The sequence below is a fragment of the Sphingomonas sp. P3_C5 genome (assembly GCF_056402635.1).
The window spans coordinates 13,792-29,813 of the sequence record NZ_JBFUHA010000020.1; the positions used below are offsets into that span (position 1 = coordinate 13,792).

At 64.4% G+C, this 16,022-nt stretch carries 9 protein-coding genes; 7 read left to right on the forward strand and 2 right to left on the reverse strand.

The window, feature by feature from the left end; translation table 11 throughout:
- Window positions 1-438: 438 nt before the first annotated feature.
- A complete protein-coding gene (locus AC1DVS_RS26395; RefSeq protein ID WP_478027486.1) occupies window positions 439-1,431 on the forward strand; it encodes a glucokinase in 993 nt (330 codons plus the stop codon).
- A gap of 37 nt (window positions 1,432-1,468) precedes the next feature.
- Here AC1DVS_RS26395 and AC1DVS_RS26400 read toward each other — a convergent pair whose 3' ends face one another.
- Window positions 1,469-3,898: a TonB-dependent receptor gene (locus tag AC1DVS_RS26400; RefSeq protein ID WP_478027487.1), complete on the reverse strand. Its 2,430-nt coding sequence runs from the start codon at window positions 3,896-3,898 to the stop codon at window positions 1,469-1,471.
- Between the two features lie 540 nt (window positions 3,899-4,438).
- Between AC1DVS_RS26400 and AC1DVS_RS26405 the strand changes: the two genes are divergently transcribed.
- The 6 genes from AC1DVS_RS26405 (at window position 4,439) to AC1DVS_RS26430 (ending at window position 15,304) form a co-directional block, all read left to right on the forward strand.
- On the forward strand, window positions 4,439-4,891 hold the full coding sequence (locus AC1DVS_RS26405) for a hypothetical protein (RefSeq protein WP_478027488.1): 453 nt from the start codon (window positions 4,439-4,441) through the stop codon (window positions 4,889-4,891).
- 555 nt (window positions 4,892-5,446) lie between these two features.
- Window positions 5,447-6,034, forward strand: a complete 588-nt coding sequence (locus tag AC1DVS_RS26410) for a hypothetical protein (protein WP_478027489.1) — start codon at window positions 5,447-5,449, stop codon at window positions 6,032-6,034.
- 1 nt (window position 6,035) lies between these two features.
- Window positions 6,036-6,659 (forward strand): hypothetical protein, encoded by a 624-nt coding sequence (locus AC1DVS_RS26415; RefSeq protein WP_478027490.1) that lies wholly within the window; start codon window positions 6,036-6,038, stop codon window positions 6,657-6,659.
- 638 nt (window positions 6,660-7,297) lie between these two features.
- Entirely contained in the window at window positions 7,298-9,289 is a 1,992-nt protein-coding gene (locus tag AC1DVS_RS26420) for an autotransporter assembly complex protein TamA (RefSeq protein ID WP_478027491.1), read from the forward strand.
- Between the two features lie 65 nt (window positions 9,290-9,354).
- Entirely contained in the window at window positions 9,355-13,461 is a 4,107-nt protein-coding gene (locus AC1DVS_RS26425) for a translocation/assembly module TamB domain-containing protein (RefSeq protein WP_478027494.1), read from the forward strand.
- Between the two features lie 67 nt (window positions 13,462-13,528).
- The gene (locus AC1DVS_RS26430; RefSeq protein ID WP_478027492.1) at window positions 13,529-15,304 is read left to right on the forward strand and encodes an SLC13 family permease; all 1,776 of its coding nucleotides are present in this window, start codon (window positions 13,529-13,531) and stop codon (window positions 15,302-15,304) included.
- Window positions 15,305-15,365: 61 nt separating this feature from the next.
- Here AC1DVS_RS26430 and AC1DVS_RS26435 read toward each other — a convergent pair.
- Window positions 15,366-16,022: calcium-binding protein (locus AC1DVS_RS26435; RefSeq protein WP_478027493.1), on the reverse strand; the 657-nt coding region annotated here is incomplete at its 5' end.

The window sequence follows — 16,022 nt, forward strand, 5'->3', positions numbered from 1 at the left end:
CCTCGTGGAACCCGCCTCCAGCGGCCAAAACCAGCGCCGAATTATGTCACACTTCCAACATATCCGCCCCCGGGGTCCGCCCCCCGCGATTCAACCCGTGCCTGGAATCGCCCATAGCGGTACCGCGGACCGTCGGAAGCGGTGCGCGCTGCTTCTTCACATGATTGGAATCTCGTCCGTCACCGTAATCCGCCCACCGTGGCTCGCGTAATTCATAATTCACCGTAATTTCATAAGATTTGACAAGATGTATTCGCATATCACGCGCTGTACCGCGAAGGCTTGCCCACTCCTCGCGCAACAAGAAGCGCGACGTCCAACGATCGCCCCTATCCGTATGTCCAGGCCGTCCGCGGCCAAAGGCGTTGCCGCATGCTTGCCCAGCATGATCTCATCGCCCGCCTCCGCGTCTCACAGGTAACAAGAGGGAAACAGCCGATGACGATGTCCGCCGACCCAGGCGATTCGAAACTTGCCATCGTCGCGGACGTCGGGCGGCGCGCGGTACGGCTCGGGCTCACCGATCATCGCGGTCGCCTGCGCCCGGAAACAATTCGCGTTTACGACCCGACGGAGCAACCGACGATCTCGGGCGCCCTCACCCGGTTCGGAAAAGATTGCGGGCTCGAGCAGCTGCCGACGCGCTGTGCGATCGCGGTCGCGGGGATAGCGAGCGGCGACACCATCTCGATAACCAACAGCCGCTGGTTCCTCTCGCGTTCGGGGCTGGCGGCAATGCTCAAAGCCCCGCCGCTCATTCTCAACGATTTCGCGGCCATCGCCTGGGCGCTCGGCGCCGCCGACAGCGGTGGGCGCTTCGAGGCGATGGGCGGGTCGGCCCTTATTCCCTCCGGGCCGGGCACGCGTTGCCTGATCGGGGTCGGCAGCGGCCTGGGGGTTGCGGTCGTGGCGGAGGATGTCGATCGTCACGTGACCGTGCTGCCGACCGAGGCCGGTCATTGCCACTTCATGGATGGTCTGCCCGAACTCGGCCCGGTGCTGCTTCGCCTGCGCAAGACGAAAACTTCCCTGGTGGCGGAGGATTTGATCTCCGAACGCGGACTCCTCGCAATCTATCAGGCGGTGGTGGCAATCGATGCCGCCACACCGCGCGCGACCGATGTCCAGGGTGTGATCCAGCTCATAACGACCGGGCGCGACGCCACCGCATCCAAGGCGGCCGACCTGTTCTCGCGGGCGCTGTGGTATTTCGCAGGCAATATGGCGCTCGTTTATGGCGCGTGGGACGGCCTCATGCTCACCGGCAACGTCGCCGTCGCGTTGCGCGGCTCGATCCGGCAGGCCGCGGCTGCCGAAAGTTTCGTGATGAGCGGTCCCTATCAGCGGCAGTTGCGTGCGCTTCCGCGCGCGATGGTCACGCTCGATCATGCGGAATTGCACGGCGCGGCGCGGGCCTTGCTGCTGCGATAGTCCTGACCTGTCGGCTGCGTCGTCCTTGGCGCGGCCCTCAGAATTTGTAGCCGATGGTCGCCCCGAAGGTGCGCGGCGGCAGCCATGTCGCACCGATCAGCCGTCCGGTCGCCAGCGCGAAGGTGCTCGAAGGGCGGAACACGTCGGTCAGGTTCTTCACCCAGACCTGGAAATTGATGCGCTTGCCGTCGAGCTGATAGTTCAGCGAGGCATCGACCGTCGCATAGGCATCCGCGCTCTCGATATCGCGCCTGAACTCGCTGAAATAGGTCTTGCCCTTGTAGGACACGTCGATCGACGGGGTGATCGACCCGTTCAGGCCCGGCGCCTGGATCTCGTACGCCCCGTGCACATTCCACGACCAGCGCGGGCTGTTGCGCGTCGGGTTGCCGGCGAGCTGGATCGGCCCGCTGCCCGGCGCGCCAAAGGCAGTGGGGCTGGGGTTGGTGACCGGATCATAAGCCGGGCTGCCGGGCGTCGCGACGTTCGCCGGGTTGAGCGGATCGAGCGTCAGGTAATCGACGAAGTGCGAGTCGGTATAGGAGACCGCGCCCGACAGGGTCAGGCCCTGCAGCGGCCGCGCATTGACCTCGAGCTCGAAACCCTTGGCCCTCGTCTTCGCGGCGTTCTGGAAGATCGTGGTATAGCCGGTCGGCCCGCCCGCGATCGTCTTGTTCAGCTGGAGGCCGTTCAGCGTATAGCTGTATCCAGCCAGGTTGACCGTCAGCCAGCGTGCCGGCTGCGCCTTGATGCCGACTTCATGGTTCTTGATCGTCTCGGGATTGACGATCGTCGTGCTGCCAGCGGCATTCTCGGGGGAGCCCGCCTTGAAGCCTTCCGAATAGGTATAATAGAGCAGGATATCCTCGTTGGGCTTCCACTCGATGCCCGCCGTCGGGGTAAAGTCCTTGAAGGTCCGCTCGCGGTGGGTGCCGGCCGCGGTATATTGCAGCACCGGCCCCACGCCGTTGCGGGTGATGACGATCGCCGGATTTTCGCTGTCGACATGCTCGCTCGACCAGCGGCCGCCCAGCTTGATCGTGACCCCCCTCAGTGCGTCGGAGACCGCGCCGAGCTTGATTTCCGTCTGGCCGAAGATCGCGAAGGTCTCGTCGCCCAGGTTCGAATGGGTGCAGACGCGTTTCGGGGCGATCACCGTGCCGCCGACCGTACCCGGCGAATAGCCGCACAGCGCGTAAGCCGTGTTCAGGTCGACGCCTGCCGCTTGCAGCACCGCGATGTTCTGGAACATGCCGTTGCGGTTGGTCAGGCCGACATTGTCGATCGGGCGCTGCCGTTCAGTGAAGTAGAACAGGCCGACGACCGCGTTCATCAGCTCCGAATTATAGTTGATCTGGAATTCGTTGCTGAACTGCTTTGAATCGATCCGGCGCTCCTGCACCGTGGTCGCCTGGCCGTTTGTGGGCAGGCTGTCGATCACCGCCGACAGGTCCAGATCCTGGAACAGCGAGGTGCGGAAGCGGCGGTAATTGGTGATGTTGGTGATGCCGAGCGTATCGGTGAATTCGTGCCGGAAGGTGCCGGTGAAGGAATAGGTCTCGCTCTTGGTGCCGGGGCTCGATTCCGTCGCCAGGTCGCGCGGATCGGTCGCATAACCGCCTACGCCGAGCGGGGCGAGCCGCGCCACGCCGGGGAAGGACGCCCGCAGGTAATGGATCGCGCCCGACGCGTCGTTCTGGCGGAAATATTCGCCCATCAGCAACAGGCTGGTCTTCGGCCCGAAATCGAAGTTCAGCTGGACTCGGCCCATCTGGCGGCTGAGATCGTCGATGTCTCGCCCGCTTACCGGGTTCTCGCCAAATCCGTCGCGATTTTCGGTCTTGCCCGCGACGCGGAAGCTGATGCCGTTGGCGATTGGTCCGCCGATCGCGGCCTCGGCGTTGATCGCGTTGTAATTGCCGTAGCCGAGCCGGACATAGCCTTCGAAACTGTTGCTCGGCTTGGCGGTGATAAGGTTGATCGATCCGCCCACCGCGTTGCGGCCATACAGCGCGCCCTGCGGACCGCGCAGCACCTCGACCCGCTCGACATCGAACAGGCTGGTCAGCTGGGCCTCGGCGCGCGCGACATAGGCGCCGTCGACATGGAAGGCGACGCCCGTCGCGCTGCCCGTTGTCGAGGTGTTCGCACCGACGCCGCGGATGAAGATCTTCGCCTGGTTGAAATCGCTGCCGAAATTGACCGAGGGGACGATCGTCTGCAGGTCCTGGATATTGTTGACCTGCGCGCTCTGCAGCCGGTCGGTGCCGATCGCGCTGACCGCCGCGCTGACATCCTGCAGCGACTGTTCGCGCTTCTGCGCGGTCACTATGATGTCGGGGCCTTCCTCACCGGGCACATCGGCCTGGGGGGCAGGGGCAGGGGCAGGGGCGGGAACGGGGGCCGTCTGGGCATGCACGCTGGTCGCGGTGAGCAGGGCGACGGTCGTCAGAATGAAGGTCTTCATTGCAACTCTCCCTTAGTGCGGCCGGCTCTGGCGTCCGGCCGCAACAAGCGCATCACCGCGGTGCGCACGGTCGGCCCACCAATGGGGCCCAATGTTCGCCCTGGAGCGCTCGTGCGATCACGTGCGCGGCACTCGAACCGTCTTGGCGCGTGCAGCAGCCGAAACGAAGGTCACAACTCCTCACGCGCTTTCAGATATGCGAAAACTTCGTCTATGAGAAATTACTATCGTTTTCGAGATAGACTGGCAAGGTAGATTCTGCCCGGTCATTAATGCGGCGCTCGGGCTAGCTGTTCCCGCGGGGTACGGTCCCAGTGCATTTAATTGCCTTCGCCATCGGCCAAGACCAAAACCGAAAAAACAAGTGCAATGTCATGGCAATCCGAACCGCGCCAAAGCTGCAAAACAGTCATCGTTGATCGAGGTCGAGATATGAGGCGTTCATGGTGTATCGGCCTTCTGCCGCTGCTGACGGTCCCGGCATGGGGTCAGGCTCTTCAGCAAGGTAAACCGTCCGCCCCACCGGATCGGCCCKATGCGATGGTCGACAGTCTCTACAAGGAGGTCGTCGCCCGTCATCCGCTTGGCGTGCCGGACCTGAACGTCTTCGGGCCCTATCTCAGCAAGAAAATGCTTCACAGGTTCGATCTGGCCAGGGCTTGCTTCGATGGCTGGCGTCGAGAGAATCCGGATCCCAACCTGAAGCCTCCATCCCTCTTTATAGAATATGGGTTCTTCTCGGGCGACAGCGAGGAATCGGAGCCGCAGACTTTCCGCATTGAGGACACCGAATCCAGGAAAGACGGCTCCTATCGGGTTCGGGTTAAACTCACCTGGGCAGACGCATCGAATAAACTGGCCTGGCATGTAGTGGCGGTCGTGGTGCAGGAAAACGGTCGGCCTGTCGTGGGCGACATGTTGTATCTGAAGGACAATGATCGAGACGTCGGATGGCGGCTATCCAAGTTACTGACGCAAGGATGCAAGGGTTAACCGCTAGGTCGGAGACCGCACCATCCGCACCATCGTCGCTCGGGGATTGGCGCGGGTGTCCAAAAGGCTGGGCAGGAGGGTGGCCAGCGCGCTGACATGATATGTACAATGTTCTGTACAGATAGGAAATGTCAGTGACCCCTCATGACATTTCCAACAACCACGGAGACGCTGATCGCTGTTCCCACCTGTCTCGGCCCATCGCCTGGCTGCGAATAGCCCCCGATAGGCATGACAAAATTCTCCAACGCGGGGGCAGTTTTTCGGGCATTTCTCCGTCGTGGAACCCGCTTTCGAGCGCTGAAATCCACGCCGAATTATGTCACACGTCCAACATATCCGCCCCAAAGCTCGCCCCTCGCGATTCAACCCGCGCCTGAAATCCCCCATAGCGGCACTGCGGACCATCAAAAGCGATGCGCGGCTCTTTCACATGCAGCATCAGCACCTCTCAATCGAGATATCCATGGCTGCGCATAAAAGGGGTTGGTGTACATCCATGGCGCCGGAGCCCAGCCAGAGATAGCAAGGGGCAAGCGAAGAGGGGGCGGCGGCTTGAAGGAATTTGGGGCAATTCTGATCCTGCTTCTGGCAGGGTGCGAGAGCGAAGCGGACAAGCAGCAGTCGGCCGTGCCTGAGAAGGTCAAGACGATGATAGCTGCGGACTTTCCGGCCGACGGCCAGATTCATATCCAGAGGCGTGGCAAGATCAGGATCAGCTCCGATACGACGGTCTGTCATCTCGACCGTGATTTCTGGATCGGTTTGTACGCGCCGGCAGGCAATTCGGCGGCGACGCCTGACGGGCGTCCTCAGAAATCGGTAGCTGAACCCGAGTGTAAAAGCGATCCGAAGGCTGTGTTTATCGATGGGCTTAAATTCAAGAACCGTATTGGAAAGCCGTATAAACTCGTGCTGGCGGTGTGGCAGGGGGATGCTGTGTGGATAGGGGGCGTGGAGCGGATCGGAGGCCCCCGATCGGACTCCTACGTGGGCAGCCTCCCGGTCAACGACATTCCTATCTTTCATGGCCCCACCCGAGCGCAGCGTGAGGAGAAATCCAAGGCCGAGGTCTCGGAATACCTTGACCGGAAAGATCTGACGGCCGCGTTAGTGCTGCACATTTCAGGGAAAATCGAATGACTTGTGGAAAGCTGCTCATGTCACCGAAATCGCTCGATCACTCGACTGCCTGGTGGCGCAAAGCGCTATCAATTTTGGAGGGGGCCGCGTGATGCGGTTGGGACGAGCTATGGCGGGCGCTCTGGCCATTTTTGCACTGGGAAGTTGCAGTTCCGTCACAGACCGGTGGAATTTTTGCAAAGCGGAAAATCGGCGTATTCCTGATGCGGAGATGAAGGGGCGACTGCTGCTGAATGTAAGGAAACAGGAGCGAAGAGGCTCCGACGGGACAATAGTTAGCGGCGGGCTCCCACCTTATATGGAGCGTTACCTGGCAACGCGCCTTTCAAGAAATGCCACGGATAAAGAAATTGAATCTGAACTCGCGTCATTTTCGCAGAAATATCCACTCTGCTGCCAAATCAATGAGAGTGACATATTGTCGCCTGACAATCCCTACTTGGGAATTTATCCTGATGGTGATTTCGGCGCGAGCGATAGGGAGGCTGATGGCCAATACTATTTTGCAAATATATATATATCGCTAAAGAACCCTTTCAAAGGGAATTATCACATAGCTCTTCTAATTGGCGATATATATACGGATCAGCGGCAGCTTATAGTTGCGGCCACGCGAGCGTTCTGACCTCAGGTTGATGAGCTAAAGATTCATTGTGCCTGAATGTTATGGCGACAGAACATTTAATAGCCTTCGCCGCAGGCGGGGTAAATTTCGAAGTGCAACATGTGGCGTTAGCTGGCGGCGGTTTCGGCGAGCCGATGATAGACCTTATAGGATGTCCGAAAAGCTGAGCAGGTGGGCTATCATGCCTCACGACAGCAGTTGTACAATGTTCTGTACAGATAGGAAATGTCAGTGACCCCTCATGACATTCCCAACAGCTACGGAGACGCTGATCGCTGTCCCCGCCTGCCGCGCCTCATCCCCCGGCTGTGATACCTCCCGATAGGTGTGACAAAACTCTCCAACAGGAGCGCCCGGTTTTCCGCACATTCCCCTCGTACAAGCCCCCTCCGGCGGTCGAAACCAGCGCCGAATTATGTCACACTTCCAACATATGCACCCCAAGCTCGCCCCGCGATTCAACCCGTGCCAGAAATCCCCCATAGCGACAGCGCGGACCGTCAAAGCGGTGCGCTATGCTCTTTCACATGACTGGAATCATCACGCACTCGGTCGAAAGCGCTGTCGGCACGCCGCACTGAGGGCCACCCTCGTGCCACCCCCTGTCGCTGGCCGATTTAAGCCGCTAGGACAGTCCTATGTCGTCTTCGCTGGCGCGGCGTGGCGTACTGTTGTGCGCCGTCGCGGGACTTTTCGTCTGTACTGCCCCCTGTGCCGTCGCGCAGGAGAGCGCTCCGGCGAGCGTGTCCCAAACCGCACCGCCTGAAACCGCCATGCCCCAGTCGGGCGGCCTCGATCCGCAATCGCCGCTGGCGCCGCTCCCCGGCCTCGGCGTCGACTGGCCCGATCTGAGCGCGGCGCCGCCCGAACCGGTCGACCCCAATGCTCCGGTCGAAATGAAGGGGGAGCAGCGCTACACCTACCGCGTCGAGGGCATCGACACGATCGAGAGCGCCATGCTGCGCGAGCGCTTCGCGCAATTGTCGACGCTCCACACCAATGAGGGGCAACCCGCCAACGCGGCTCAGCTCGATCGGCGCGGGCGCGAGGATTCGGCGCTGCTCGTCACGCTGCTGCGCGGCGAGGGCTATTATGACGCGCGGGTGACCTCGCGGATCGAGCCAAACGGCACCCGCCCGATCGTCGTTCTCGAGGCCGAACCGGGCACGCTCTACAAGTTCGAGGGCGTCACGCTGAACGGCCTCGCCGCAGCAGATGGCAAGACCGATACGCTGCGGGGCGCCTTCGGGGTCAAGGCCGAGGACCCGGTCAACGCCGATGCCATCGCGACCGGCGAGGCGAAGCTGCGCGCGACGATCGGCGAGCAGGGCTTCCCCTTCGCCCAGGTCGGTGAGCCCGAGATCGTGGTCGATCACGCAACCCACACCGCCACCCTGGCGATGACGGTCAATCCCGGCGGCGAGAAGAAGTTCGGGGTCATCACAACGAGCGCCAACAACAAGGTGTTCGACGCGAAGCACATCCAGGAGATCGCGCGCTTCAGCCCCGGCCAGCCCTTCGACACCGCCATGCTGACCGACCTTCGCCGCACCCTGATCCAGACCGGCCTGATCTCCGGCGTCGACATCAAGCCGGTGCAGGGCAGGGATCCCGACACAGTCGATATCGCGGTCGGGCTCGAGCCGGCGCCGCAGCACACCATCGCCGGCGAAATCGGGTACGGCACCGGCGAAGGGCCGCGCGCCGAGATCAGCTGGACTGACCGCAACATGTTCCCGCCCGAAGGTGCGCTCACTCTGCGCGGCGTGCTCGGCACCCAGGAGCAGCTCGCAAGCGCTGTGTTCCGCCGCAACAATTTCCACGGCCGGGACCGCGCGCTGAACCTCCAGGCGGTCGCCTCCAACCTGCGGCGCACCGCCTATCGCGCGAAGACCTTCTCGCTCTCGGGCAGCATCGAGAAGCAGACCAACATCTTCTTCCAGAAGAAATGGACCTGGTCCTTCGGCGCCGAGCTGGTCGCGACCGACGAGCGCGATGTGGACCCCTTTACCGGCGCCACGCGCAAGCAGACCTATTTCATCGGCGCGGTGCCGACGACGCTCAGCTATGATGGGTCGGACGATCTGCTGAACCCGACCCGCGGGTTCCGCTTGAGCGGCCGGTTCTCGCCCGAAGCCTCGCTCGAGGGCAAGGTGTTCGGCTATGCGCGGATGCAGGTCGATGCCAGCACTTACAGATCCTTCGGCAGCCGCGTGGTCCTTGCCGGCCGCGTCCGGCTCGGCACGATCGCCGGCGCACCGCGTGACGCGATCGCCCCCTCGCGGCGCTTCTATGCCGGCGGCGGCGCCTCGGTGCGCGGCTATGGCTATCAGGATATCGGGCCGCGCGACCCGAACAATGTGCCGATCGGCGGGCGCAGCCTGAGCGAATTCTCGATCGAGGCGCGGGTGAAGGCGTTCGGCAATTTCGGCGTCGTGCCGTTCTTCGACGGCGGCAATATCTACACCTCGCCGCTGCCGAAATTTACGGATTTCCGCTACGGCGCCGGCATTGGCCTGCGCTATTATTCGAGCTTCGGCCCGATCCGTCTGGATATCGGCACCCCGCTCAACCCGCAAAAGGGCGATGCCCGCGTCGCCGTCTATGTCTCGCTGGGCCAGGCGTTTTGAGCGAAGCCGAGACCGACCCGGCGCCAGCCCCGGTCCCAGCGCCAGCGAAGCCGCGCCGACGCTGGCTGCGGTGGGTGGCGGGGACCGTCATCGGCGCTCTGGCGCTGCTGGTGGCCGGCCTGGGCCTGCTCGATTCGGACATGGGCCACCGTTGGGTGGTCGACCGGATCGCCGCGCTCAAGCCCTCGAACGGCCTGCGCTACCATGTCGGCCGCATCGATGGCTCACTCTTCTCCAAGGCGACGCTGATCGATGTGCGCGTCTCCGATCCCAAGGGGCTGGTGTTCATCGCCCCCACGGCCGAGCTCGGCTGGAAGCCCTTTGCCTGGCTGAGCAATCGGCTCGTCATCCAGCGGCTGATCATCCCGCGCGCGACCCTGGTGAAGCTGCCCGAGACGATCCGCACCGGCAAGGCCGGGCCGATCCTGCCGGGCTTCGATATCAGGATCGGCGATCTCCGCGTCGAACGGCTGACCGTCGCCCGCGCCATCACCGGCGTCGAGCGGACAGGGCAGATCCGCGGCCATCTCGATGTCCATGCCGGCCGCGCGCTGGTCGACCTCTCGGCACGCGTCCAGGGCAGCGACCAGCTGACGCTCAAGCTCGATGCCGAGCCCGATCGCAACCGCTTCGACATCGACGCGCATGCCCGTGGCGCGGCGAGCGGCGTGCTGGCGAAGCTGGCGGGCATCACCCATCCGATCGCGCTCGATATCGCCGGCAACGGCACCTGGAGCAGCTGGAACGGCAATGGCCGCCTCGATGTCGGGGCGGTGCGCGTCGTCGATCTCGGGCTGACCAACCATGCCGGCACCTACGCCCTGTCGGGCGTGCTCGATCCGGCGTCGCTGGCCACCGGCAAGCTGGCCCGCCTGACCAGGCCGCGCGTCCTTGTCCACGGTGCGGCAACCCTCGCCGATCGGCGGCTGGACGGCACGCTCAATCTCCGCTCGGCCGCGCTCGCGATCGACGCTGTCGGTGCCCTCGACCTGGGGCAAGGCAGTTTCCGCAACGTCCGCATCCAGACGCGACTGCTTCAGCCGCCGGCGTTGTTCCCGAACATGACCGGGGAGGGGATCGAGCTCCGCGCCATCCTCGATGGCCCCTTCTCGACCGCACGCTTCGACTATCGCCTGACGGCCAATCGGGTGGCCTTCGACAAGACCGGCTTCGAGGTCGTCCGCGCTGGCGGCACCGGCCACCTCTCGAAGCAGCCGGTCATCGTGCCGATCCGCCTCACCGCGGCCCGCGTCACCGGCGTCGGCGATGTCGGGGGCGGCATCCTGCGCAATCTGAGCGTGGATGGTGTGCTGCGGGTCACCAGCAAACTCCTCCTCGGCAATGATCTGCGGGTGAAGTCGGACAAGCTCACCGCCCGGATCAACCTGATGCTCGATCTCAGGACCGGTGTGTACGAGGTCGGCGTCAATGGCGGGCTTGGCCGCTATCTCATCCCCGGCCTCGGCGTCGTCGATGTCCAGTCGATCCTCAAGGTCGTGCCCGGTCCCGGTGGTCACGGCACCCGCGTGGTCGGCACCGGCACCGTGCAGGTTGTGCGGCTCGACAACGCCTTCTTCCGCTCCCTCACCGGCGGGCTGCCGCACATCGTGACCGGGCTCGAGCTGACGCCGGACGGTGTGCTCCACCTCAACAACCTCGTCCTGACCTCGCCGTCGCTCCGGCTGACCGGCAACGGCATCCGACGTCGCGACGGCACCTTCCATATCGAAGGCAGCGGGCGGCAGGCGACCTACGGTCCGCTGAAACTGAAGCTCGACGGCAAGATCGATCATCCCACGCTCGATCTGGTGTTCGAACGCCCCAATGCGACTCTGGGCCTGACCGACGTCGTGCTGCATCTCGATCCGAATGTGGAGGGCTTCGCCTTCACCGCGCACGGCGGCTCGATGCTCGGCGCGTTCAGCGGCAACGGCCAGATCCTGCTGCCCAAGGGCGGCGACGCGACGATCGCCATCGCGAAGCTCAATGTCAGCGGCACTGAGGCGAAGGGCGCGCTCCGGGTGGTGACCGGCGGGTTCGATGGCAAGCTCGATATCGCCGGCGGTGGCCTGTCGGGCGTTCTCCTGTTCAGCCCCGTCGGTTCGATCCAGAAGATCGAAGCCCATCTCGATGCCAACAACGCCCATCTGGCCGAGTCCCTGACGCTCCGGCGCGGGCATCTTGACGCGGTCGCCCTGCTCGATCCGGCGGGCACGTCGATCGAGGCGACCATGACCGGCGGTGGGCTGCGCCGCGGCACCCTCACGCTTGGTCGCTTCGCCGGGCACGCCTCGCTGCGCGGCGGTACCGGCGAGATCCGCCTCTCGCTCTCAGGCCAGCGCGGCCGCGCGTTCGACATCCAGACGGTGACCAAGGTCACGCCCGACAGCTTCGCCGTCTCGGCCCAGGGCACGCTCGACCGGCGGCCGGTGCAGCTCGTCACCCCGGCGCTGTTCACCCGCGATGGCGACGGCTGGCGGCTCGCCCCAACGAAGCTGAGCTTCTCGGGCGGCAATGCCGAGGTGTCAGGCCGCTTCACCGGTACCTCGAGCGCGATCGATGCGACCATGTCACGGATGCCGCTGTCGATCCTCGATATCGGCTATCCCGAGCTCGGTCTCGGCGGCACCGCATCGGGCAAGCTCTCCTACGCGCAAGGCAATGGCAACGCGCCGACCGGGCGGATAGACGTGACGGTGCGAGGGCTCACCCGCTCCGGCCTCGTCCTCTCGTCGCAGCCGGTCGATGTTGGCCTCGCCGGCATCCTCCAGCCGGGCAAGGCAGCGATGCGCGCGGTCGCCGCGACTGGCGGCAAGACAGTCGGCCGCGCCCAGGCGCTGCTCACCCTCTCCGGATCTGGCGACCTCGCGACCCAGTTCAAGAACGCGCCGCTGTTCGGCCAGCTCCGCTATGACGGCCCAGCCGATACGCTGTGGCGCCTGACCGGCCTCGAGATGTTCGATCTGAGCGGCCCGGTCGCGATCGCCGCTGATCTCGGCGGCAAGGTGTCCGATCCGCAGATCAAGGGCGTGCTGCAGGCGAAGGGCGCGCGGCTCGAAAGCGGCGTGACCGGCACGATCCTCACCAATGTCCAGGCAACTGGCCGGTTCGGCGGATCGAAGCTGGTGATCGACACCTTCGCCGCAGACGCCGGGAAGGGCGGGCGCGTCACCGGTACGGGCTCCTTCGATCTCGCCGCGGCTAACGGCTTCGGCATGGACCTCAGCCTTCAGGCGCAGAATGCAGTGCTGATCAACCGCGACGACATCGGCGCGACCGCCACGGGGCCGGTCACGATCAGGTCGGACGGGTCGGGCGGGGTGATCTCGGGCGATCTGCTGCTCAACAAAAGCCGCTACCGCCTCGGCCAGGCGACCGCGGCGACCGCTGTGCCCCAGCTCAACATCCGCGAGATCAACCTGCGCGGCGGCGGCGAGGAGGATGTGGTGCCGCGCAAGCCGTGGCGCCTCGATGTCCATGCCCGCGCGCCCAGCCAGCTGATCGTCAGTGGCCTCGGGCTTCGCAGCGAATGGTCGGCTAATCTCCAGATCGGCGGTGCCCCCGACAATCCCGCGATCAAGGGCCGCGCCGATCTGATCAAGGGCGATTATGAGTTCGCCGGCCGCGAATTCCAGCTCGCGCGCGGCAGCATCCTCTTCACCGGCGATGTGCCCGCGAACCCGTCGCTCGACATTGCAGCAAACGCCGGCACCACTGGCCTCAACGCCACGATCCGGGTCACCGGCTTCGCGCAAAAGCCCGATATCAGCTTCACCAGCGTTCCCGCTCTGCCCGAGGACGAGCTGTTGTCGCGGCTGCTGTTCGGCACGTCGATCACCAACCTGTCGGCACCCGAGGCTCTCCAACTCGCAGCCGCGGTGGCGGCGCTGCAGAATGGCAAGGGCGGCCTCGATCCGATCAACGCAGTGCGCCGCGTCGCCGGCCTCGACCGCCTCCGCCTGCTCCCCGCCGACCCGCAGACCGGCGCCGGCACCTCGATCGCGGCGGGCAAATATATCACCCACCGCCTCTATGCCGAGATCATTACAGACGGTCAGGGCTATTCAGCGACCCAGGTCGAGTTCCAGGTGACACGCTGGCTATCAGTGCTGTCGAGTATCTCCACACTGGGCCGGCAAAGCGCGAACCTGAGGATATCTAAGGACTATTGAGAGCCGGCCTGGGGACATTCTCGCCGCGTCATATGTTCTGCCCTCATCGCTCCACGCATGAGGCCGCATGACTCTTCCCCAGATGCTTTCGATCGCCACGCTTGCCGGGATGATGGCGCTCTTCGTCTGGGGTCGGTTCCGCTACGATGTCACCGCGATCCTCGCGCTGCTCGCCGCGCTCGCGCTCGGCATCGTCAAGCCGAAGGACGCGTTCACCGGCTTTTCCGACGACATCGTCATCATCGTCGGGTCGGCGCTGGTCATGTCGGCGGCGGTGCAGCGATCAGGCGTGATCGAGATCGCGCTCGCCTTCGTGTCCAAGCGGGTGAAGCGGGTGCGCTCGCAATTGCTTGTGCTCACCGCCTCGGTGGGCATCGCCTCGGCCTTCGTCAAGAATGTCGGCGCGCTGGCGATGCTGATGCCGGCCGCCTTCCAGATGGCCAAGAAGAACGACGCCAGCCCATCCGTCTTCCTCATGCCGATGTCGTTCGCCTCGCTGCTCGGCGGGCTGATGACCCTGGTAGGCACTTCGCCCAATATCATCGTCAGCCGGGTACGCGAGGAGATGACCGGGCACCCGTTTCGCATGTTCGACTATTTCCCGACGGGCTTCGGGCTGCTCGTCATCGGGCTGATCTTCCTGCGCTTCGGCTACCGGCTGCTGCCCCGCGATCGCCGTGCCGCGCCGACGCTGGGCGAAGCGCTCGATATCAAGGGCTATGTCACCGAGGCGACCCTGGCCGAAGGCTCGCCCGCGATCGGCGAAACGGTCGGCGGCTTTATCGAGCGGCACGATCATGAGGTGACGATCACCAGCCTGCTCCGCGCCGGGATGCGCAGCCCGGCACTTCCCGATAGCTGCCTGCGCGAGGGCGATACGCTCATCCTGGGCGGCGATCCCGACGCGCTCGAACGGGTCGTCGCGGGCGACGGGCTCACCCTTGCCGGTGCCGACCGCGACGTACCCCAAGGCACCGAGAAGGAAGAGATCGGCGTCATCGAGGCAGTGGTGAACATCGGTTCGGTGCTGATCGGCCAGACGGCGGGACGGATGCTCCTCCAGCGCCGCTACGGCGTGAACCTGATCGCGGTATCGCGCGGCGGCGAGCGGCTGACCCGGCGCCTCGGCGAGACGATGCTGCGGGCTGGCGACGTGATCGTGCTCCAGGGCCCGCTCAGCCTCTTGCCGGAGCGGCTGCGCGATCTCGGCGCGCTGCCGCTCGCCGAACGGTCGATCAAGCTCGGCAGCTCGAACCGCGGCTGGCTGCCGATCGCGATCCTCGCCGTGGCGATGGCCGCGACGGCGAGCGGCTATATACCAGTGGCAGTGGCCTTCTTCGCAGCGGCCGGGCTCGTCATGGCGAGCGGCGCGCTGCCGGTGCGCGAGGCCTATGACAATGTCGAATGGCCGATCCTGATCATGCTCGGCGCGCTTATCCCGGTCAGCGACTCGCTGCGCACCACGGGCGCCTCGGACGTGATTGCAACCTGGCTTGCGCATGTCGCGGCGACCCTGCCGCCCTGGGGCGCGGTGGCGCTGATCCTGGTCGCGGCGATGGCGGTGACGCCCTTCCTCAACAATGCGGCGACAGTGCTGGTGATGGCACCGATCGCCGCCGTCTTCGCGCATGACCTCGGCTACCGGCCCGAAGCCTTCCTGATCGCGACGGCCATGGGGGCAGGATGCGATTTCCTCACCCCGATCGGGCACCAGTGCAACACGCTGGTGTTCGGGCCGGGCGGCTACAGGTTCAGCGACTATGCGAGGCTGGGCGCGCCGCTGTCGGTGCTCGTCGTGCTGGTCGGCACGCCGCTGGTGATCTGGACCTGGCCACTGCGCTGAAGCCCGGGTTTTGGTGACGGTTTTGGGGTTCTCACATTGCACCCGTCAGAAAAAGCGCGCGTTACAGCATATGCCACTCGAACATTGCGTGTGACGTTTGGATGTGGGCGTGGAGCATATCGTCCCTGCCACCATCCCACATGTCGGATTGGAGGGTGTTGCTGAGAATGTTGCCGCCCAGCAGGAAGTCGCTCGCGCTCAGCGATGTCTCGGACACCCCAGCGAAGATCACCGAATCGCCGCCGCCCAGGGTGAGGATGGTGTTGCCGTTGCTYTCGGTCATCGCGGCCTGCACATCCTGCCAGGTCAGGCCGAACGCTGTGAGGTCGACCTTGTCGGTCCCCACGGCAAAGTCGACGATCTGGTCCATCTGGCCGCCATGTTCGAACACGAACGTGTCGGCGCCGAGCCCACCGGTCAGCTTGTCCAACCCGGTGCCGCCCTTGAGCGTATCGTCACCGCCTCCGGCGATGATCACGTCATTGCCGCCGTCGCCGAGCAGGATRTTCGCACCCTCATTGCCCTGGATCTTCTGRCCGAACTCATTGCCGGTAAGGTTGATCGGATCGGTGCCCGGGCCTGCGCGCAAGCGCTCGACTTCCTGTCCTGCGCCCAGCACCCAGCTGACCGTGGCCACCACGGTGTCGTAATCGACGCCGCCGGTATTCGCTTCGAACACCGTGTCGGCGGCATCGTCCACGAAATAGCTGTCGCTGCC